Source organism: Streptococcus sp. 27098_8_69 (assembly GCF_041432445.1).
In the GTDB taxonomy this organism is placed as follows: Bacteria; Bacillota; Bacilli; order Lactobacillales; family Streptococcaceae; genus Streptococcus.
Window position 1 is genome coordinate 1 of sequence record NZ_JAPVZO010000023.1, and the last position, 21,268, is coordinate 21,268.

The following is a 21,268-nucleotide window of genomic DNA, read 5'->3' on the forward strand; positions in this document are numbered from 1 at the left end:
TAATTTGCTTCCTTTTCTTTTGTTAGAGGGGATTCATAGGAATCCTTTTTTATTTTAAACGGTAAACAAAAAGCCCTATACAAGGGCTTAGTGTATTTAGGAGACTACACTTCGAATTCATAGAGTGCTGTAGATAGGTAACGTTCTCCGTTATCTGGTGCAAGCGCAAGGACTTTTTTACCTGCTCCAAGTTTTTTAGCGACTTCAATTGCTGCATAGATAGCTGCTGCAGAAGAAATACCGACTAAGAATCCTTCTTTTCCACCGATTTCACGGCCAAGTGCTAGAGCATTATCTGATGCTACACGAACGATACCATCGTAAGCTTTTGTATCAAGTGTATCTGGAATGAATCCAGCAGAGATACCTTGAATTTTGTGAGGACCTGGCTTTTCACCAGACAAGATAGCTGACTCGTCTGCCTCAACAGCAAAAACTTGAATATTTGAGTTAGCAGTTTTAAGAGCATGAGAAACACCAGAAATAGTTCCTCCAGTACCAACACCGGCAACAAAGGCGTATAAACCATCAGCTCCGAAATCAGCTAGAATTTCAGCTCCTGTTGTTCTTTCGTGAACCTCTGGGTTAGCTTGGTTATTAAACTGTAATGGTAGGAAACCATCACGCTCAGCAGCAATTTCCTGCGCTTTTGCAATCGCACCTTTCATTCCTTCGCTACCAGGAGTGAGAACTAGTTCAGCTCCATAAGCTTGGATAATTTTACGACGTTCCACGCTCATTGTTTCAGGCATAACGATAACAACTTTATAACCTTTAGCGGCACCAACCCATGAGAGACCAATACCAGTGTTCCCACTAGTTGCTTCTACAATGGTAGAACCTGGTTTCAATTTACCTTCTTGTTCTGCTTTTTCAATCATGCTTAGGGCGATACGGTCCTTAACTGACGATCCTGGGTTAAAAGCTTCAAGTTTTACATAAACATCTGCTGCACCTTCTGGTACAATGTTATTCAATTTAACAATCGGTGTTCTACCGATGAGTTCTGTGATATTGTTATAAATTGCCATATTAGCACCTCTTTATATAAGATGCTACTAGTATAACTCTAACTTTAACTTTTGTAAAATATAGAAATCCTATCGGAGTGATAGGATTTTTTTATATCAGTGATTCAAACCATTCATATTCAAACGATTATGATAAGCTAAGTCAAATAGATAGGTGTAAAGAGGTACAATATCAGTTTTCTTTGGAAATTCAAATTTGTGAGAATTAAAATGCTCATTGTGAGATTTTAAAAAGGCATTTTCTAAATAAGTAATCGTAATCTCACTATCATCAATCCCAAGTCCAGCAGTTTCCATTTCAACATTGATAATGTTCATGAGGAAAATTGATTTGATAGACATCTTCCGTCCGGTTGCCCCTTGTTTATCTGTAAAGATGATTCGGATATTTGTAAAGATAATTGAGTCACGAATGAGTTTATATCCACTTTGAATTTCCTCGTTCTCCAATAAATATTGTCCAAACTCTCTGGTAAGAGCTTCTTTACTTTGCTCACTGAAGTTTCCAGCGAGTCCCTGAATTAATCTTCCAAAAGCCATATGATATTTCCTTTCTTTACGATAGGTTTACAGGTGCTTCAACTTCACGTAAACCTTTATCAGTTAGAGTAACTTTTCCATTGAAAAATTCAATGAGTTCAGCCTTGATACCGTCTTTCTTTTCTTTATCAATGAAAATCATAGTGTCAACTTGATCTGTAAAGTTTGTCTCTAATTCTATGAGATTATGCTCTTTAAGAAAATTCCCATATTCTTGATACTGGGCATAGGTCATGTGAATCTGTATCCCTGCTTGCTCTTTGATTTCAATAATGCCAATTTCCTTAACTGCTAGAGCAACACTACCAGCATAAGCGCGAATCAAACCACCAGCCCCTAGTTTGATACCACCAAAATAACGAGTAACTACAACACAGACATTAGTAAGGTTGTGATTCTCCAGAACTCCTAGCATAGGAACGCCAGCAGTCCCACTAGGCTCTCCATCATCACTAGTTCGCTTGATTTCACTACGCTCACCGACAATAAAAGCAGAGCAGTTGTGGGTAGCTTTATAGTGTTCTTTTTTAATAGTTGTGATAAAATCACGAGCCTCTTCCTCACTATAGACACGTTTGGCATGACAGATAAAGCGTGATTTTTTGATTTCTTCTTGGACTTGTCCGTCCTCTTTTATAGTTCTGTATTCCATATTTTTATTGTACTAAAAAATAGCGTAAAGTTCTACATTTTACGAATAAAGAAATATGAAAGTAAATCCAAATTATCTCGGTCGCCTTTTTACCGAGCAAGAATTAAGTCATGAGGAGAGACAACAAGCAAAACAAATTCCATCCATGAAAAAAGAAAAGGATCAACAATATTGTCAGCGTTGTGGTAGTCAGATAGAAGAAGAATGGCATTTGCCTATTGGTGCTTTTTATTGCCGAGAATGCTTGATTATGAAGCGAATAAGAAGTGATCAAAATCTCTATTATTTTCCGCAAGAAAGGTTTCCACAGCAAGATGTACTCAAATGGTCAGGTCAACTGACTCCATTTCAAGAGCGGGTATCACAAGGACTCCTTCAGGCGGTAGATAAGAAGGAGGCTACCTTGGTACATGCAGTGACAGGAGCTGGTAAGACTGAGATGATCTACCAAGTTGTTGCCAAGGTGATTGATCAAGGTGGAGCTGTTTGTCTGGCCAGTCCACGAATTGATGTTTGCTTAGAGCTACATAAACGACTACAAAATGATTTTGCATGTGAGATTGCGCTACTACATGGGGAGTCGGATCCCTATTTTCGTACACCTTTAGTTGTAGCAACCACTCACCAACTATTAAAATTTTATCAAGCTTTTGATTTATTGATTGTGGATGAAGTGGATGCCTTTCCTTATGTTGATAATCCAGTGCTTTACCATGCTGTCAACAATTGTGTAAAGGAAAATGGATTGAGAATATTTTTAACAGCAACGTCAACAGATGAGTTAGACAGAAAAGTTAAACAAGGGGAGTTAAAGCGTCTCAGTTTGCCACGTCGCTTTCATGGAAATCCTCTCATTGTTCCCAAGCCAATCTGGTTATCGCATTTTAATAGATATTTAGAAAAAAATGGCTTACCTCCAAAATTAAAACTTTACATTGAGAAACAGAGAAAGACGGCCTATCCCTTACTAATCTTTGCCTCTGAGATTAAAAAGGGAGAAAAGCTAAAAGAAATTTTGCAGGAGAAGTTTCCGAATGAGAAAATAGGCTTTGTATCCTCAATCACAGAAGACCGATTAGAGCAGGTACAGGCCTTTCGAGATGGAAAGTTATCGATATTAATAAGCACAACTATATTAGAGCGTGGAGTTACCTTCCCTCGTGTAGATGTTTTTGTGGTGGAAGCCAATCATCAACTCTTTACCAAGTCAAGTTTAGTACAAATTGGTGGACGAGTTGGAAGAAGCATGGATCGTCCTACTGGAGAACTTATATTTTTCCATGACGGACTCAATCAGTCTATTAAGAGAGCCATAAAGGAGATTAAACAAATGAATCAGGAGGCAGGAGTATGAAGTGTTTATTGTGTGCTAAAAGCTTGCAAACAGAGATAAGCTTTACTAACCTGCTCTGTTTTAAAAAGGAGGAGGAACTAGTATGTGAATCTTGTATATCGTCTTTTGAGAGTATCGGTGACAACCATTGCCCTAGTTGTTTCAAAAAAGATGTGTCAACAAATTGTCAAGATTGTCAATTTTGGTGTAAAAAAGGTGTAAAGGTTGATCATGCAGCTCTTTATTCCTATAATCAGGCTATGAAAGAGTATTTTAGTCGCTATAAATTTGATGGTGATTATCTTCTTAGAAAGGTATTTTCTGAGATATTGCAAAAAGAGTTAAAGAAGTATAAGAACTATCAGATTGTGATTGTTCCTCTGAGTGACCAGCGTTTAAAAAGCAGAGGCTTTAATCAAGTTGAAGGTCTGATGAAGGAGACAGGGTTAACATATCTGGATATTTTGGTTAAAAAAGAAGTGGAGGCTAGTTCTTCAAAAAATCGATCTGATCGTTTACTTACAGAGTTTCCATTTTTATTGAAAGATGGAGTGAAGCCCCCAGAAAATATCTTACTCTTTGATGATATTTATACAACTGGAACTACCTTGAATCGTCTTAAAAGTATGCTTTTAGAGGCTGGTTGTCAGAATATTAAAACTTTTTCCCTCGCAAGATGAGGAAAAAGTTTGCAAAAATTTTATGAAAGCGTTATAATATAATTAGAAAAACAAATATGTTTAGAAAGAAGGTACTTATATGATTAAATATAGTATCCGTGGTGAAAACCTAGAAGTAACAGAAGCAATTCGTGATTATGTAGTTTCTAAACTCGAAAAGATCGAAAAATACTTCCAAGCAGATCAAGAATTGGATGCGCGTGTTAACTTGAAAGTTTATCGTGAAAAGACTGCTAAAGTTGAAGTAACCATTCCGCTTGGATCTATTACTCTTCGTGCAGAAGATATTTCTCAAGATATGTACGGTTCTATTGATTTGGTTACAGATAAGATTGAGCGTCAGATTCGTAAAAACAAAACTAAAATTGAACGTAAGAACAGAAATAAAGTATCTACAAGTCAACTCTTTACAGATGCTTTAGTTGAGGACTTAGATGTAGCACAACCAAAAGTTGTTCGTTCAAAACAAATTGATTTGAAACCAATGGATTTGGAAGAAGCTATCTTACAGATGGATTTATTGGGACACGACTTCTTTATCTATGTAGATGTTGAAGATGAAACAACAAATGTTATTTATCGTCGTGAAGATGGAGACATTGGTCTTCTAGAAGTTAAATAATCAAAAAAATTAGTCTGTAAAAGTGGTTTACACTAGTGTAAACCACTTTTTGGTTTGGATGTTTTACTATTATTTGAAAATAGTGTTTCCTCTTTAAAAGTCGCATTTTGGCTACATTTATGGTATAATAATGCGCAAGAGGTTTGTAATGAAAAAAAATGAAATAAATCCCTTTTTTATGTATCTGATTGCTATGGTAACCTTTACGATGATGACTATTTTGATTGTGTTTGTAAAGGATGATTTTGTCACTATAGCGAGCCTATTTTTATTTTTAGTATTCTATGTTCTGCTATTTAATTTCCAGAAAAAATACTACAAAAAAACGGATATCGAGCAAATCCAGTATGTCAATCATCAGGCTACGGATAGTTTGAGTGCCCTTCTTGAGCAAATGCCTGTTGGGGTTGTTAAATTAAATATGAACAGTAGTGAGATTGAGTGGTTCAATCCCTATGCTGAATTAATTTTGACAACTGAGGATGGAGAAATTGATTTTCCTCAATTTCAAATGATTTTAAGGAGTTCGATTTCATCACCTGGTACTTATGCCAATATTGGTGAGAAAAGGTATGCGGTGCATTTGGATAGAAATTCGGGTGTCTTATACTTTTTTGATGTTTCTGGTGAGTATGAAGCAACTGCTGAGCTTGTGACAAGTAGACCGGTAATCGGGATTATCTCAGTTGATAACTATGATGATTTGGAAAATGAAACGTCTGAATCAGACATTAGTCATATCAATAGTTTTGTTGCAAATTTTATTTCAGAATTTAGTACGAAATATGCTATGTTTTCGCGTAGAGTGAGTATGGATCGTTTCTATTTATTTACGGACTATACCGTACTTGATCACTTGATGCAGGATAAATTTTCTGTGATTGATACCTTTCGTGAGGAAGCTAAGCAACGGAATTTACCACTAACGATGAGTATAGGAGTTTCCTATGGTGATGGTAATCATGACCAGATTGGGAAGGTTGCTCTCCTCAATCTCAACTTAGCCGAAGTTCGTGGTGGTGACCAAGTAGTTGTAAAAGAGAATGATGAAACCAAAAATCCAATCTACTTTGGAGGCGGTTCAGCAGCATCTGTTAAACGAACTCGGACACGAACTCGTGCTATGATGACAGCTATCTCAGATAAACTTAAAAGTGTCGATCGAGTTTTTGTTGTTGGTCACAAGAATCTTGACATGGATGCTCTTGGTTCAGCAGTTGGAATGCAGTTGTTTTCGAGTAATGTACTAGAAGATAGTTATGTGGTTTATGATCCTACACAGCTGTCTCCAGATATCGCTCGAGCGATCAATTATTTGGAAGATGAGAGTGTTTCAAAACTTCTTCCTTTAAATCAAGCGATGACAATGGTTACCAAACGCTCCTTACTGGTGATGGTTGACCATTCTAAGACAGCTTTAACCTTATCCAAAGAGTTTTATGACTTGTTTACCCAGACGATTGTCATTGACCATCATCGTCGTGACCAAGATTTTCCAGATAATTCGGTCATTACCTATATCGAGAGTGGAGCTAGTAGTGCTAGTGAACTAGTAACAGAATTGATTCAATTTCAAAACTCTAAGAAGAAACGTTTGAGTCGTATTCAGGCTAGTGTTCTTATGGGAGGGATGATGCTGGATACTAAAAATTTCACCTCTCGGGTAACTAGTCGAACTTTTGATGTTGCAAGTTATCTCAGAACGAGAGGGAGTGATAGCATTGTCATTCAGGAAATTTCGGCCACTGATTTTGAAGAATATCGATTAGTAAATGAGTTAATTTTACAAGGGCAAATGGTGCAGCCATCAATCCTGGTTGCTCAAGCTTTGGAGGATAAAGAGTACGATACGGTTGTTATTAGTAAGGCTGCTGACGCTATGCTTGCTATGTCTGGTATAGAGGCCAGCTTTGTACTTGCTAAGAATAGTCAAGGAGCAATCTCCATTTCTGCGCGAAGCAGAAGTAAGATCAATGTCCAGCGAATTATGGAAGAGTTAGGTGGCGGTGGTCACTTTAACTTAGCTGCGGCACGTTTGACAGATATGAGTCTGCAAGAAGTAGGAGACAAACTAAAAACAGTTATTTTTAATGAAATAAAAGAAAAGGAGTCAGAAGAATGAAAGTAATCTTTTTAGCAGATGTTAAAGGTAAAGGAAAAAAAGGTGAAATTAAAGAAGTCCCAACTGGATATGCACAAAACTTTTTAATTAAGAAAAACCTTGCTAAGGAAGCGACAGCTCAAGCTATTGGTGAGTTGCGTGGTAAACAAAAATCAGAAGAAAAAGCACATGCAGAGATGCTTGCAGAAGCTAAGGAAATTAAAGCAAAACTGGAAGCAGAAGAAACAATCGTTGAGTTTGTCGAAAAGGTTGGTCCAGACGGTCGTACATTTGGATCTATTACCAACAAGAAAATTGCAGAAGAATTGCAAAAACAATTTGGTATAAAAATTGATAAACGCCATATTCAAGTTCAATCACCAATTCGAGCAGTTGGTTTGATTGATGTTCCAGTGAAGATTTATCAAGATGTGACAAGTGTAATCAATCTGCGTGTCAAGGAAGCTTAATTTACGATTAGTTGACAATTTTGTAAAAGGAAGGAAAGTCTGATGGCAGAAGTTGAAGAACTGCGTGTTCAGCCTCAAGATATCCTAGCAGAACAATCTGTTTTAGGAGCCATTTTTATTGATGAGACTAAACTCGTTTTTGTCCGAGAATATATCGATTCACAGGACTTCTTTAAGTATGCTCACCGTTTGATTTTTCAGGCTATGGTTGATTTGTCTGATCGTGGAGATGCTATTGACGCAACCACAGTTCGGACGATACTAGATAGCCAGGGTGATTTACAAACTATTGGAGGCTTGTCTTATCTGGTTGAGATTGTCAATTCAGTGCCTACCTCTGCCAATGCGGAATACTATGCTAAAATTGTAGCAGAAAAGGCTATGCTTCGACGCCTAATCGCTAAGTTGACAGAGTCTGTAAACCTAGCCTATGAAGCTTCTCAACCTGCTGACGAAATTATCGCTCGTGCAGAAAAAGGTTTGATTGACGTCAGTGAGAATGCCAATCGAAATGGCTTTAAAAATATTCGGGATATTCTGAATATCAACTTCGGAAATCTAGAAGCTCGTTCTCAACAGACTTCGGATATCACGGGAATTGCGACAGGTTATCGAGATTTAGACCATATGACGACTGGTCTGCATGAGGAAGAATTGATCATTTTGGCAGCTCGTCCTGCGGTTGGTAAGACAGCCTTTGCTTTGAATATTGCGCAAAATATCGGAACCAAACTAGACAAGACAGTTGCTATTTTCTCTCTGGAAATGGGTGCTGAAAGCTTGGTCGATCGTATGCTGGCTGCGGAAGGGTTGGTAGAGTCGCATTCTATCCGTACAGGTCAATTGACTGAGGAAGAATGGCGCAAGTATACGATTGCTCAGGGAAATTTAGCTAATGCAAGTATCTATATTGATGACACACCTGGGATTCGGATCACAGAAATTCGCTCCCGTTCCCGTAAACTGGCTCAGGAAACAGGGAATTTAGGTTTGATTTTAATTGACTATCTCCAACTTATCACAGGAACTGGTCGGGAAAATCGTCAACAAGAAGTATCTGAAATTTCGCGTCAGTTGAAAATCTTAGCGAAAGAACTCAAAGTTCCAGTTATAGCTCTCAGTCAGCTGTCCCGTGGAGTTGAACAACGTCAAGATAAGAGACCAGTCTTGTCTGATATTCGTGAATCTGGATCTATTGAGCAGGATGCTGATATCGTAGCCTTTCTCTATCGTGATGACTATTATGAGCGCGGTGGTGAAGAGGAGGAAGGCATTCCAAATAATAAAGTAGAAGTGATTATCGAGAAAAACCGTAGCGGTGCTCGCGGAACGGTAGAATTGATTTTCCAAAAAGAATATAATAAATTTTCAAGTATTTCGAAGATGGAGGAACCAAGATGACAGACGCATTTACAGATGTGGCTAAAATGAAAAAAATCAAAGAAGAAATTAAGGCGCATGAGGGACAAGTGGTAGAAATGACCTTAGAAAATGGTCGTAAACGCCAAAAGAATCGTTTAGGAAAACTAATTGAGGTTTATCCATCGCTCTTCATCGTTGAGTTTGGAAATGTTGAAGGAGACAAACAGGCTAATGTCTATGTTGAATCTTTCACCTATTCAGATATTTTAACAGAAAAGAACTTAATTCATTATTTGGATTAAGGATAATCATGAAAGTGAGAAGATTTCTCACTTTTTTCTTTTTCTTTCGAATGATATAGATGAGGTCAACCTCAAAAATTTAATTATTTGAAGGAGAATGAATGACATTTACTAAAGCAGGACATAAAAAGGGAACTTTTCTCAGAAAGACAGCTGTAGGATCAGCTTCACTAGTTTTAGCAGGTATTTTTTTATTTAGTGGAGGAACTGTTCATGCCAACCAGGCAAACAATGGATCACAGGCGCGTGGAGATGATTATCCCTATTATTATAAAAATGGGAGTCAGGAGATTGATAAATGGCGCATGTATTCTCGTCAGTGTACTTCTTTTGCAGCCTTTCGTTTGAGTAATGTCAATGGTTTTGAAATTCCGGCGGCTTATGGAAATGCTAATGAATGGGGATATCGTGCTAAACGAGAAGGTTATCGCGTAGATCAGCGCCCAGCAATTGGTTCTATCGCTTGGGATACGAGTGGACAGTATGGTCATGTCGCTTGGGTATCCAATGTTTTTGGTGATATGATTGAAATTGAAGAATACAATTATGGAGTCAGAGAAAGGTACAATCGACGAACGGTAAAGGCCAATTCTATGACTGGATTCATTCATTTTAAAGATGTGGGGAATACTAGCTTAGGAAATTATCAGTTATCACTCGTATCTAGTGGGACACATATTTTTACAGAAAAAGCAGCCATTATGGATCAGCCATCATTGACATCTACTGTCATTGATTACTACGAAGCTGGAATGAGTGTTCATTATGATCAAACCTTTGAAAAAGAAGGATATAAATGGATTAGTTATATTTCACGAAGTGGAAACAGACGCTATATCCCCTTAACTAAAACAAGTAGTTCTAAAAATGGTTGGGAAAAAGAGGGAACAGCTTGGTACTACTATGACAATGGTCAAAAAGCAGTCGGTTGGAAGAAGATTAATGGGAACTGGTATCATTTGCAAGTTGATGGTAGAATGACGACAGGCTGGTTAAAAGAAGGTTCGAATTGGTATTATCTGAAGTCATCTGGTGAAATGCAGACAGGTTGGTTGAAGGATAAGGGTATTTGGTATTATCTGGAAAGTTCTGGAGCTATGAAAACCAGTCAGTGGTTCCAGGTTTCAGGAAAACATTACTATGTAAATGCATCTGGAGAATTGGCAGTAAATACTACTATCGATGGATTTCAAGTTGATGGTGATGGAGTTCGAGTAGAAAATCCAGCATCATAAGTGTTATTCAGCATTTGGGCTCTTCCTAATGGTATTTTTCCCTGCTTTCCTTTATAATGGGTGTATGGACAAGAAAAAATTATTACTAATTGACGGCTCTTCAGTTGCTTTCCGAGCATTTTTTGCACTTTACCAGCAACTGGATCGTTTTAAAAATGACAATGGACTACATACCAATGCAATCTACGGTTTTCATTTGATGCTAAATCACCTGTTGGAGCGTGTTCAACCGAGTCATATCTTGGTTGCTTTTGATGCGGGTAAAACGACTTTCCGTACCGAGATGTATGCAGATTACAAGGGTGGTCGTGCCAAGACTCCGGATGAGTTTCGTGAGCAATTCCCTTTTATTCGTGAGTTGCTAGATCATCTTGGAATTCGTCATTATGAGTTAGCCCAGTATGAGGCGGATGATATCATTGGTACCTTGGGTCGTTTGGCTGAAAAAGATTCATTTGATGTAACTATCGTCAGTGGAGACAAGGACTTGATCCAGTTGACAGATGAACATACAGTGGTTGAGATTTCTAAGAAAGGTGTAGCTGAGTTTGAGGCATTTACACCAGAATATCTCATGGAAAAGATGGGTATCACACCAACTCAGTTCATTGATCTTAAAGCCCTCATGGGAGATAAGTCAGATAATATCCCTGGCGTAACCAAGATTGGTGAAAAGACTGGTATCAAGCTCTTGTTAGAACATGGCTCGCTCGAAGGTATTTATGAAAACATCGATAGTATGAAGGCTTCAAAGATGAAGGAAAATCTTGTCAATGACAAGGAACAAGCCTTTCTGTCTAAAACACTGGCAACTATCGATATTAAGGCACCGATTGAGATTGGACTGGATGATTTAGTTTATAGCGGACCAAATGTGGAAAGTTTAGGTAAATTCTACGATGAGATGGGCTTTAAACAGCTCAAACAAGCTTTGAATGTATCTTCAAGTGATGTGGCTGAGAGTTTGGACTTTACCATCGTAGATCAAGTGAAGGAAGATATGCTGAGTGCAGATTCTATCTTCCACTTTGAACTTTTTGGAGAAAACTACCATACAGATGACCTGATTGGTTTTGCCTGGTCATGCGGAGACAAACTCTATGCTACAGATAAGCTGGAACTTCTGCAGGAGCCGATTCTTAAGGCTTTTCTAGAAAAAACACCTCTGAAAGTATACGACTTTAAGAAAGCAAAAGTTCTCTTAAATCGCTTTGGTTTGAATTTGCAGGCTCCTGCTTTTGACAGCCGCTTAGCAAAATATCTCCTATCAACAGTCGAGAATAATGAAATTTCAACCATTGCTAGTCTCTATGGCCAAACTTACCTAGCCGATGATGAAACCTTCTATGGTAAGGGCGTTAAGAAAGCTATTCCAGAGCGAGAAAAATTCTTGGAGCACTTGGCTCGTAAGGTTGCTGTATTAGTTGAGACGGAGCCTGTCTTACTTGAAAAATTAAGCGAAAACGGACAATTGGACCTCCTTTATGACATGGAGCAACCTCTAGCCTTTGTCCTTGCCAAGATGGAAATTGCTGGGATCAAGGTTAAAAAAGAAACACTTCTTGAGATGCAAGCTGAAAATGAACTTGTCATTGAAAAGCTGACGCAAGAGATTTATGAGTTGGCTGGTGAGGAGTTTAATATCAACTCGCCTAAACAACTTGGCGAATTGCTTTTTGAAAAGCTAGGTCTCCCTCTCGAATATACCAAGAAAACCAAGACAGGGTACTCGACAGCCGTGGATGTCTTGGAACGTCTAGCTCCTATTGCACCAATCGTCAAGAAAATTCTCGATTACCGTCAGATTGCTAAGATTCAATCGACTTATGTGATTGGTTTGCAGGACTGGATTTTAGCTGATGGCAAGATTCACACGCGCTATGTGCAAGATTTGACTCAGACAGGTCGTCTGTCTAGTGTCGATCCAAACTTGCAAAATATCCCTGTTCGTTTGGAGCAAGGTCGTCTCATTCGTAAGGCTTTCGTGCCAGAGTGGGAGGACAGTGTCCTTCTCAGCTCGGACTATTCACAGATTGAATTGCGAGTTTTGGCGCATATCTCTAAGGATGAGCACTTGATTAAAGCCTTCCAAGAAGGGGCAGATATCCATACCTCGACAGCCATGCGTGTCTTTGGAATTGAACGTCCTGAGGATGTGACTCCGAATGACCGTCGCAACGCCAAGGCTGTCAACTTTGGAGTGGTTTACGGAATTTCAGACTTTGGCTTGTCTAATAATCTGGGCATCAGCCGTAAGGAAGCAAAAGCCTATATTGATACTTACTTTGAACGCTTCCCAGGTATTAAAAACTACATGGATGAAGTGGTGCGTGAGGCGCGTGATAAGGGCTATGTAGAAACTCTCTTCAAGCGTCGTCGTGAGTTGCCAGATATCAATTCGCGTAACTTTAATATTCGTGGTTTTGCGGAACGTACAGCCATCAACTCACCTATCCAAGGATCGGCTGCAGATATTCTCAAAATCGCTATGATTCAGCTGGATAAAGCCTTGGTTGCAGGTGGTTATCAGACTAAGATGCTTCTACAAGTACACGATGAAATCGTTCTTGAAGTGCCTAAGTCAGAATTAGCTGCCATCAAAAAACTCGTCAAGCAAACCATGGAAGAAGCTATTCAACTCAGTGTGCCCCTCATTGCTGATGAAAATGAAGGCGCAACTTGGTATGAGGCCAAGTAAAAAATAAACAATCAAACAAAAAGAAATCCCCTTGAACGTTACTGTTCAAAGGGGATTTTTGCTGAGAAAATTCTTTCAAGCAAAGATAAAATCGATTTTATCTAGCTAGTAGTAGAATTTATTTGATTTGTTTCTTTTGTTCTTTTTTGGCAAGTACTGGTAGAATCACACCTAATCCAATCAGAATAATTGGAGTCAAGATGTTTGTAAGAAGAGAGAATTGCCAAGCAGTTGGATTCTCAGCATAGTTAATTTTTGGAACCATACCAAGGATACAAGCAAAGGCAGTAAAGAGGAAGCACCAAGTACCGATAATAAAGCCAAGTTTAGGATTGTTCACAAACTTGTATTCGGCATTTTTGTATGTCTTCCAAGCGCGATTAAGCATCATATAGGCAAGGAATACCCAGAGGTAACGCATTGGCATTACGATCGAATTGAGGTTTGTCATCCATTTTACAAGTCCGTCAATTTCCTGAATACCAAAAATTGGGAGGATAATGATGAGACTGACAAGGACGCCTGTAAGGAGGTAGCCGTTAATGAGGACACCTTTTTCAGTACGTTTGCGAAGCCAGCTTGGGATGTAGTCTTCATCAGCGTTATTGAGAAGGATTTGCAATGGTGCGTCAATAGAGAAGGCAAGCGCAGCGATTTGTCCGACCATGTTTGTAAGAGCGTAGATCACAACAAAGAGGTTTCCAACTCCCCAAGAATTTCCTAACATTTGGAAGGCTTGATAAGCACCATTACGCATGAGGTCTTCAGGGATGTTATTGCCATCAAATAGCATTCCCATGGCAACTGATCCAAGGATAGCAGAAAGTCCGACCATGATGGCCATTACAATCATACCTTTTGGAAATTCTTTTGCAGGGTTGCGGGTTTGATTGACATATGGGGAAATTTTTTCACAACCACCAACGGCAAAGACCAGTAGTGAAATCGTTGTAAAGTAAGAAAAATCAAAGTTTGGAATGTAGGTGCTCAGTTGATCCATGTGTGGTGTCGCAAACTGAATATCTGGCTTGATGAAAGGCAGACCGACAGCCAAAAGCACAAAGAGTAAAGACATAATCAACATAGCACTTCCTGCCAAGCTACCAATGACTTTTAGAGTTGCCAATCCCTTTGTAGAAAGGTAGAGGAAAAGTCCAAAGATTAGCAAGCAGAGAATAACGATCCAGTGGATGTCGATTTGTTTAAGGAATTGTCCGTTACCTTGCAAGGCCCAACCAAGCGGAATTAGAATTCCTTGAGGTTTTTGTGCGAGATAAGGGATATGCACAACCCAGTAGGTCCAAGCAGCAAAGTAAGCTAGACGTTTGGTTGATGTTTTTTCAACCCAGTCACTAACACCGCTTCCGCTTTCCTTAAAGGTAGAACCCAGTTGTCCAACGATGAGGGAATAAGGGATGAAGTAGAGTGCGAGGATCAAAATCCAAGATACGACGACTGAAATTCCCTGTTGAGAATAGTTGTTGACGACGTTTCCTAGCCCCCAAACCATGTTGAAGGCAATCAGAGAAACCATCAGCCAATTAAGTTGGTGTTGATCTTTTTTCATAATGTCTCCTTTTCTATTAATTTCAGTATATCATGTTTTTTTGAAAGCGCCTAACAAAATCCGAAATTTCCTATAAAAAATGTAGGGGGAATTTATCAGCTGGAGTTTGTACTTGAGTAAAAGTTATACACAATCTGTGGATAACTTTGTGAAATAAAAAATTGTTTTCTAAATGTTAGTTTAGAAAAAAGAGATAGAATGTATGAGTTGGGTACTAAGCTAGTCGGTTATAAAGACTGATAGAACAGGATATTGAGGGTGTTTTAGTTTAGGATGTCAAAAAAATGGTTGAGAGAAATCGTTTGGAAGTATATGAAATTGATTTGAAAGTTATACACAATCTGTGGATAACTTTGTGGAGGATTTGGTATAAATCAGAAAATCCCCCTGTACATGACAAAGGGATTTGACTTATTAGTGATTTGGTAACCAGCTGAGGGTAAAGTCGAGAGATTGGGCGTTTAGCAAATCTTGGTGATCAATACTCTGAACTTCTTTTCCGTCAAGATGACAGTCTTGTACAAAGTGGAAGTGTTCATGATTTTGCTGAGTACGAACATCCAACCACTGTTCTTTTTCTGCCAGATAGACACGAAGGTGGTTAAAGAGTGGAATTCCAAGGTCATAGTTTGCTTTTCCTGGACAGGTCGGGTAAAGCCCAAGAGTGGACCAGACATACCAAGCTGATAAACTGCCGTTATCCTCATCTCCTGGATAAGCATCCCAGCCAGCTCGAAAGGCTTTTTGACGGAGAGTCTTGATTAAGAGACTGGTATATTGGGGATAATTACTGTAGCGGAACAGATAAGGGATGTGGAAACTTGGTTGGTTTGAAATGGCTAGTTGCCCAAATGGCGCTGTTGCCATTTCGCTCATCTCGTGAATTTCATATCCATAACCCGTCGTTTCAAAGAGTGGGAGACTTTGACAAGATTTTAAGAGATAGTTGCTAAAGGCTTCTTTTCCACCCATGAGTTGACTAAGTCCAGAAATATCGTGTAAGACGCCGAGACTGGCTTGGATGGCTGAGCATTCAGCGTAGTCACGGCCCCAACTATAAGGAGAAAAGTCAGGACGGAAGTTGCCATCTACATCACGCGCCCTCATATAACCTGTCTCAGAGTCAAAGAGGTTCTGATAGTTTTTAGAATAGTGAGCATAGGTTTGTGCCAGCTCTTTTTGACCTAATTTTGCTGCGCAAGTAGAGATACAAAAATCACTATAGGCATAGTCTAGTGTGTGACTGACACTTTCATGGAAGTCTGTGGATAGGTAACCTAGTTCTTGGTATTGTGCCAGGCCGTGTCGTCCGTTGATAGCTTTTGGATCAGCCTTAGTCGCAGTTTCAAGCATGGCTTTGAGAAATTCCTCCTCAAGTTCAGGTGCCATGTCTTTACAAGCACTATCTGCAATAAGGCCATCAATCAAGGTGCCAGGCATCATCCCTCTTTCGTCAGGAGCCAGCCACTTAGGGAGGTATCCGGTGTCACGGTAGCTATTGAGGAAGCCTTCGAGAAACTGACGATAGTGCTCTGGAATAATCAAGGCAAAGAGTGGGAATGACGTGCGGAAGGTATCCCAAAAACCATTGTTGGTAAAGAGAAGACCTGGTTTAACTGTTCCTGAAGCGAGGTCCATATGGATGATTTCGCCCTGCTCATTTACCTCATAGAAGGTTTGCGGGAAGAGAAAGAGTCGATAAAGACAGTGATCAAAAAATGTTCGGTCTACAGAGCCAGTTTCCACGACATCAAAACGACCTAGAAGGTTTTCCCAACTAGCTTTAGCATCTGATTTCGTTTCTTCAAAGTCTTTTCTAGGCAGATTAAAGAGGGCCTGTTCTTTAGAAATAAAAGAAGTCGCCAGTTGAACTTGAGTTTCCGCTCCAGCCAAGTCAATACGCCAGTCTTGCCCCACTTGATTGACAGATAGAATATCCTTAGAGAATGCGAGGGCGGTGAACATGGTGAGAGGACTCTTATTTGTTTCAGTTAATCCACTTTGGCCAAGGCTGACAGTACGCTCATCCACTTGCTCCACTGTCAAATCATCATTCGCATGCAGATAGATGGATAGGGCTTTTCCTTGTGTCTGTCTTAGTAGGACAGAAGCACCGTAGCAAGTAGGAGTTAACTGAGTTTCAATCTGGTAACGCTCAGAAAAAATTCTGAGATAATGGGGATTGAAAATAGCACGATCAAGGTTATAGGAAGACTGACGATGGAAGAGAGTGTCACCACTGATTTCTCCTGTAACAGGAGTCAGTAGTAACCAAGAATAATCGCCAATCCAAGGACTAGGCTGATGGGTTAGTCGAACACCCTGAAATATGGGAAGATGGGGATCAAAAAACCAAGATCCTTCCTGGTCACTAGTTTGTGGAACGAAGTAATTCATCCCAAAAGGCACTCCAGTGTATGGTAGGGTATTACCTCGTGAAAATGCATGTTTACTGGCTGTTCCAAAACGCGTATCTATGGTTTCAAGTATAGGTTTCATAGTGATTTCCTTCAGTAGTTTTCTACATTATATCAGAAAAAGATGACTTTTAGAAAATGACTTTAAAATATAACAATTTTGTAGAATAATGACTAACATTTGTGTATATATTTTCTGGACTAAAAGCTATATACTGAAAATGAAAATTTGTTTGAAAGAGGCAAAATAGTTTATGGTTTATTCTAAGGAAATCGTCAGAGAATGGTTGGACCAAGTGGCAGAACGTGCCAAGGATCATCCTGAGTGGGTTGATGTCTTCGAACGTTGCTACACAGACACCTTGGACAATACAGTTGAGATATTGGAAGACGGGTCAACCTTTGTACTGACAGGAGATATCCCAGCTATGTGGCTTCGAGACTCGACTGCTCAGCTTAGACCCTATCTTCATGTGGCAAAAAGAGACCCTCGTCTACGCCAGACCATTGCTGGTTTGGTCAAACGTCAGATGACCTTGATCCTCAAGGATCCCTATGCTAACTCCTTCAACATTGAAGAAAACTGGAAGGGTCACCACGAAACAGACCATACAGATCTCAATGGCTGGATTTGGGAACGCAAGTATGAAGTAGATTCGCTTTGCTATCCATTGCAGTTAGCTTATCTCCTTTGGAAAGAAACAGGAGAAACCAGTCAGTTTGATGAGACATTTGTTACAGCAACCAAGGAGATTCTTCATCTTTGGACGGTAGAACAAGACCACAAAAATTCACCTTATCGTTTTGTTCGGGATACCGATCGTAAGGAAGACACTTTGGTAAATGATGGTTTTGGTCCTGACTTTGCCGTGACAGGAATGACCTGGTCAGCCTTTCGTCCGAGTGATGATTGTTGTCAGTATAGCTACTTGATTCCGTCAAATATGTTTGCAGTCGTTGTCTTAGGTTATGTCCAGGAAATATTCGCAGCATTGAACTTAGCTGATAGCCAGAGTATTATCGCAGATGCTAAGCGTCTTCAGACTGAAATCCAAGAAGGAATTGAAAACTACGCCTATACCACTAACAGCAAGGGTGAAAAGATTTACGCATTTGAAGTGGATGGTCTAGGAAATGCCAGCATCATGGATGATCCAAACGTACCAAGTCTGCTGGCTGCGCCTTATCTGGGCTATTGTTCGGTCGATGATAAAGTTTATCAAGCAACTCGCCGTACCATTCTGAGTCCGGAAAATCCATACTTCTACCAAGGAGAATACGCTAGCGGTCTCGGAAGTTCTCATACCTTCTATCGCTATATCTGGCCCATTGCCCTATCTATCCAAGGCTTGACAGCTACAGATAAAGCTGAGAAAAAATTCTTGCTAGATCAGCTCGTCGCATGTGATGGTGGAACAGGTGTGATGCACGAAAGCTTCCACGTCGATGATCCGACTCTCTACTCTCGTGAATGGTTCTCATGGGCCAACATGATGTTCTGCGAATTGGTCTTAGATTACCTGGATATTCGCTAATGAGCTATCGCTCAACAGATTCTTGTAAAGAATCATAAATATATTTTTAAATTTAAGTTAGAATGAGGTTTTACTCATGGAAAATGTTGTTGTACATATTATTTCTCACAGTCACTGGGATCGTGAGTGGTATCTACCTTTTGAAAGTCACCGTATGCAGTTGGTGGAACTTTTTGACAATCTTTTTGATCTTTTTGAAAATGATCCTGAGTTCAAGAGTTTCCACCTGGATGGACAAACCATCGTCCTCGATGACTATTTAGAAATTCGTCCTGAAAACCGTGACAAGGTGCAGCGTTATATCGACGAAGGCAAGCTCAAGATTGGTCCTTTTTACATCTTGCAGGATGATTACTTGATCTCCAGTGAAGCCAATGTCCGTAATACCTTGATTGGTCAAGCTGAATGTGCTAAATGGGGCAAATCTACTCAAATTGGTTACTTCCCAGATACCTTTGGGAATATGGGGCAAGCTCCTCAAATTCTTCAAAAATCAGGTATTCACGTAGCAGCCTTTGGTCGCGGTGTGAAGCCAATCGGATTTGACAACCAAGTCCTTGAAGATGAGCAGTTCACCTCTCAATTTTCAGAAATGTACTGGCAGGGAGCTGATGGTAGCCGTGTGCTTGGTATTCTCTTTGCTAACTGGTACAGTAACGGGAACGAAATTCCGGTAGATAAAGACGAAGCTTTAGCTTTCTGGAAACAAAAATTGGCAGATGTTCGTGACTATGCATCGACTAATCAATGGTTGATGATGAACGGATGTGATCACCAACCAGTTCAACGAAATTTGAGTGAAGCCATTCGTGTGGCAAACGAACTTTTCCCTGACGTGACCTTTGTTCACAGCTCCTTTGATGAATACGTTCAAGCAGTCGAAAGTGCACTTCCTGAACACCTATCAACTGTTACAGGTGAGTTGACTAGCCAGGAAACGGATGGTTGGTACACTCTTGCTAATACCTCTTCTTCACGCGTTTATCTCAAACAAGCCTTCCAAGAAAACAGCAATTTGTTGGAGCAAGTAGTAGAACCTTTGACCATCATTACTGGTGGACATAACCACAAGGATCAATTAACTTATGCTTGGAAAGTACTCTTGCAAAATGCCCCACACGATAGTATCTGTGGTTGTAGTATTGACGAGGTTCACCGTGAAATGGAAACTCGCTTCGCCAAGGTCAACCAAGTTGGAAACTTCGTCAAAACAAACCTTCTCAATGAATGGAAACACAAAATAGCAACTCAGGAAGCACAAAGTGACCACCTCTTTACGGTTATCAACACTGGATTACATGACAAGGTTGATACAGTTAGTGTTGTAGTGGATGTTGTTACTTGTGATTTCAAAGAATTGCATCCAACTGAAGGTTACAAGAAGATGGCAGCTGTGACCTTGCCAGATTATCACGTTGAAGATTTGGATGGTCATGTCCTTGAAGCCAAGATTGAAGACTTGGGAGCAAGTTTTGGCTACACCTTGCCTAAGGATAAATTCCGCCAACCTTATATTGCACGTCAAGTGCGCGTGACAATCCCAGTCCACCTTGCTCCGCTTTCTTGGGCAAGCTTCCAATTGGTCGAAGGTCAAGTAGAATACCGTGATGGTATTTACCAAAATGGAGTCATTGATACACCATTCGTAACTGTGAGTGTAGACCAAGGAATCACAGTCTATGATAAGACTACAAACGAAGCTTACGAAGATTTCATCCAATTCGAGGATCGTGGTGATATCGGTAACGAGTACATTTACTTCCAACCAAAAGGGACAGAGCCGATCTTTGCTCAACTGAAAGGTTATGAAGTTCTAGAAAACAATGCTCGCTATGCTAAGGTCTTGCTCAAACACGACTTGACTATTCCAGTCAGTGCAGATGAAAAATTGGATGCTGAACAAAGAGGAATCATCGAGTTCATGAAACGAGACGCAGGTCGTTCAGAAGAGTTGACAACCATTCCTCTTGAAACAGAAATGACTGTCTTTGTGGACAATCCACAGATTCGCTTCAAGACTCGCTTTACTAATACAGCCAAAGACCACCGCATTCGTCTCTTGGTCAAAACTCATAACACACGCCCAAGTAACGATTCTGAAAGCATCTATGAAGTTGTGACAAGACCAAATAAACCAGCAGCTTCTTGGGAAAATCCTGAAAATCCACAACACCAACAAGCCTTTGTTAGCTTGTATGATGATGTAAAAGGGGTGACTGTAGCCAATAAAGGATTGAACGAATACGAAATCCTTGGAGACGACATCATGGCTGTAACCCTTCTCCGTGCTTCAGGTGAGCTAGGTGACTGGGGCTATTTCCCAACACCAGAAGCCCAGTGCTTGCGCGATATCGAAGTTGAGTTTGCAGTAGAATGCCACCAAGCAGGGGAACGCTTCTCAGCCTTCCGTCGTGCCAAAGCCTTCCAGGTTCCATTTACAGCTCTTCAAGTTGCAAAACAAGAAGGTAGTGTTGCTGCAACAGGTAGTCTCTTCAACCATCCAGCACTTAGCTTGCCACAAGTTTGTCCAACAGCCTTTAAGGTAGCTGAAAATGAAGAAGGTTATGTCCTTCGTTACTACAACATGAGCCAAGAAAATGTTCGTGTGTCTGACAAACAACAAACCATTCTTGACTTGCTAGAACGCCCATATCCAGTTCACTCAGGACTATTGGCACCGCAAGAAATTCGTACAGAATTGATTAAAAAAGAAGAAATTTAAT

General features: G+C 40.0%; 16 protein-coding genes. 11 read left to right on the forward strand and 5 right to left on the reverse strand.

Annotated features, from left to right (window positions below; translation table 11 throughout):
- Positions 1 to 104: 104 nt before the first annotated feature.
- The 3 genes from cysK to O3658_RS08220 all read right to left on the reverse strand — a co-directional run bounded on the left by cysK (position 105) and on the right by O3658_RS08220 (position 2,223).
- On the reverse strand, positions 105 to 1,031 hold the full coding sequence (gene cysK, locus O3658_RS08210; RefSeq protein WP_371560732.1) for a cysteine synthase A: 927 nt from the start codon (positions 1,029 to 1,031) through the stop codon (positions 105 to 107).
- A 96-nt stretch (positions 1,032 to 1,127) separates the two neighbouring features.
- The gene (locus O3658_RS08215) at positions 1,128 to 1,571 is read right to left on the reverse strand and encodes a PH domain-containing protein (RefSeq protein ID WP_371560734.1); all 444 of its coding nucleotides are present in this window, start codon (positions 1,569 to 1,571) and stop codon (positions 1,128 to 1,130) included.
- A gap of 16 nt (positions 1,572 to 1,587) precedes the next feature.
- Positions 1,588 to 2,223, reverse strand: a complete 636-nt coding sequence (locus tag O3658_RS08220; RefSeq protein WP_371560736.1) for a YigZ family protein — start codon at positions 2,221 to 2,223, stop codon at positions 1,588 to 1,590.
- Positions 2,224 to 2,278: 55 nt separating this feature from the next.
- On the opposite strand from O3658_RS08220, the gene O3658_RS08225 reads away from it, so the two are divergent.
- From O3658_RS08225 to polA, 9 genes are all read left to right on the forward strand, one after another.
- Positions 2,279 to 3,577, forward strand: coding sequence for a DEAD/DEAH box helicase (locus O3658_RS08225; protein WP_371560738.1), 1,299 nt, complete (start codon positions 2,279 to 2,281; stop codon positions 3,575 to 3,577).
- Positions 3,574 to 4,236, forward strand: coding sequence for a ComF family protein (locus O3658_RS08230; protein ID WP_371560740.1), 663 nt, complete (start codon positions 3,574 to 3,576; stop codon positions 4,234 to 4,236). The genes O3658_RS08225 and O3658_RS08230 overlap by 4 nt, the downstream gene beginning before the upstream one ends.
- A gap of 79 nt (positions 4,237 to 4,315) precedes the next feature.
- Positions 4,316 to 4,858 (forward strand): ribosome hibernation-promoting factor, HPF/YfiA family, encoded by a 543-nt coding sequence (gene hpf / locus O3658_RS08235; RefSeq protein WP_045762429.1) that lies wholly within the window; start codon positions 4,316 to 4,318, stop codon positions 4,856 to 4,858.
- A gap of 178 nt (positions 4,859 to 5,036) precedes the next feature.
- Positions 5,037 to 6,980 carry a DHH family phosphoesterase gene (locus O3658_RS08240; RefSeq protein ID WP_371560776.1) on the forward strand — a complete coding sequence of 648 codons (1,944 nt, stop codon included), beginning with the start codon at positions 5,037 to 5,039 and terminating at the stop codon, positions 6,978 to 6,980.
- A complete protein-coding gene (gene rplI / locus O3658_RS08245) occupies positions 6,977 to 7,429 on the forward strand; it encodes a 50S ribosomal protein L9 (RefSeq protein ID WP_000864204.1) in 453 nt (150 codons plus the stop codon). Before O3658_RS08240 ends, rplI begins: the two co-directional genes overlap by 4 nt.
- Before the next feature lie 42 nt (positions 7,430 to 7,471).
- Positions 7,472 to 8,830, forward strand: a complete 1,359-nt coding sequence (dnaB, locus tag O3658_RS08250) for a replicative DNA helicase (protein ID WP_316107839.1) — start codon at positions 7,472 to 7,474, stop codon at positions 8,828 to 8,830.
- Entirely contained in the window at positions 8,827 to 9,093 is a 267-nt protein-coding gene (locus O3658_RS08255; RefSeq protein ID WP_000128621.1) for a Veg family protein, read from the forward strand. Before dnaB ends, O3658_RS08255 begins: the two co-directional genes overlap by 4 nt.
- Positions 9,094 to 9,194: 101 nt before the next feature.
- Positions 9,195 to 10,328 (forward strand): SH3 domain-containing protein, encoded by a 1,134-nt coding sequence (locus O3658_RS08260; protein ID WP_371560744.1) that lies wholly within the window; start codon positions 9,195 to 9,197, stop codon positions 10,326 to 10,328.
- A gap of 64 nt (positions 10,329 to 10,392) precedes the next feature.
- Entirely contained in the window at positions 10,393 to 13,026 is a 2,634-nt protein-coding gene (gene polA, locus O3658_RS08265) for a DNA polymerase I (protein ID WP_371560746.1), read from the forward strand.
- Positions 13,027 to 13,144: 118 nt separating this feature from the next.
- Here polA and O3658_RS08270 read toward each other — a convergent pair whose 3' ends face one another.
- Together O3658_RS08270 and O3658_RS08275 are read right to left on the reverse strand one after the other, a co-directional pair.
- Entirely contained in the window at positions 13,145 to 14,593 is a 1,449-nt protein-coding gene (locus O3658_RS08270; protein ID WP_371560748.1) for an APC family permease, read from the reverse strand.
- A gap of 414 nt (positions 14,594 to 15,007) precedes the next feature.
- On the reverse strand, positions 15,008 to 17,092 hold the full coding sequence (locus tag O3658_RS08275; protein WP_371560750.1) for a GH92 family glycosyl hydrolase: 2,085 nt from the start codon (positions 17,090 to 17,092) through the stop codon (positions 15,008 to 15,010).
- Positions 17,093 to 17,264: 172 nt separating this feature from the next.
- On the opposite strand from O3658_RS08275, the gene O3658_RS08280 reads away from it, so the two are divergent.
- Together O3658_RS08280 and O3658_RS08285 are read left to right on the forward strand one after the other, a co-directional pair.
- Positions 17,265 to 18,545: a glycoside hydrolase family 125 protein gene (locus tag O3658_RS08280; protein WP_371560752.1), complete on the forward strand. Its 1,281-nt coding sequence runs from the start codon at positions 17,265 to 17,267 to the stop codon at positions 18,543 to 18,545.
- 76 nt (positions 18,546 to 18,621) lie between these two features.
- Complete coding sequence (locus O3658_RS08285) at positions 18,622 to 21,267, forward strand: alpha-mannosidase (protein WP_371560754.1); 2,646 nt, start codon at positions 18,622 to 18,624, stop codon at positions 21,265 to 21,267.
- The last annotated feature ends 1 nt before the right edge of the window (position 21,268 follow it).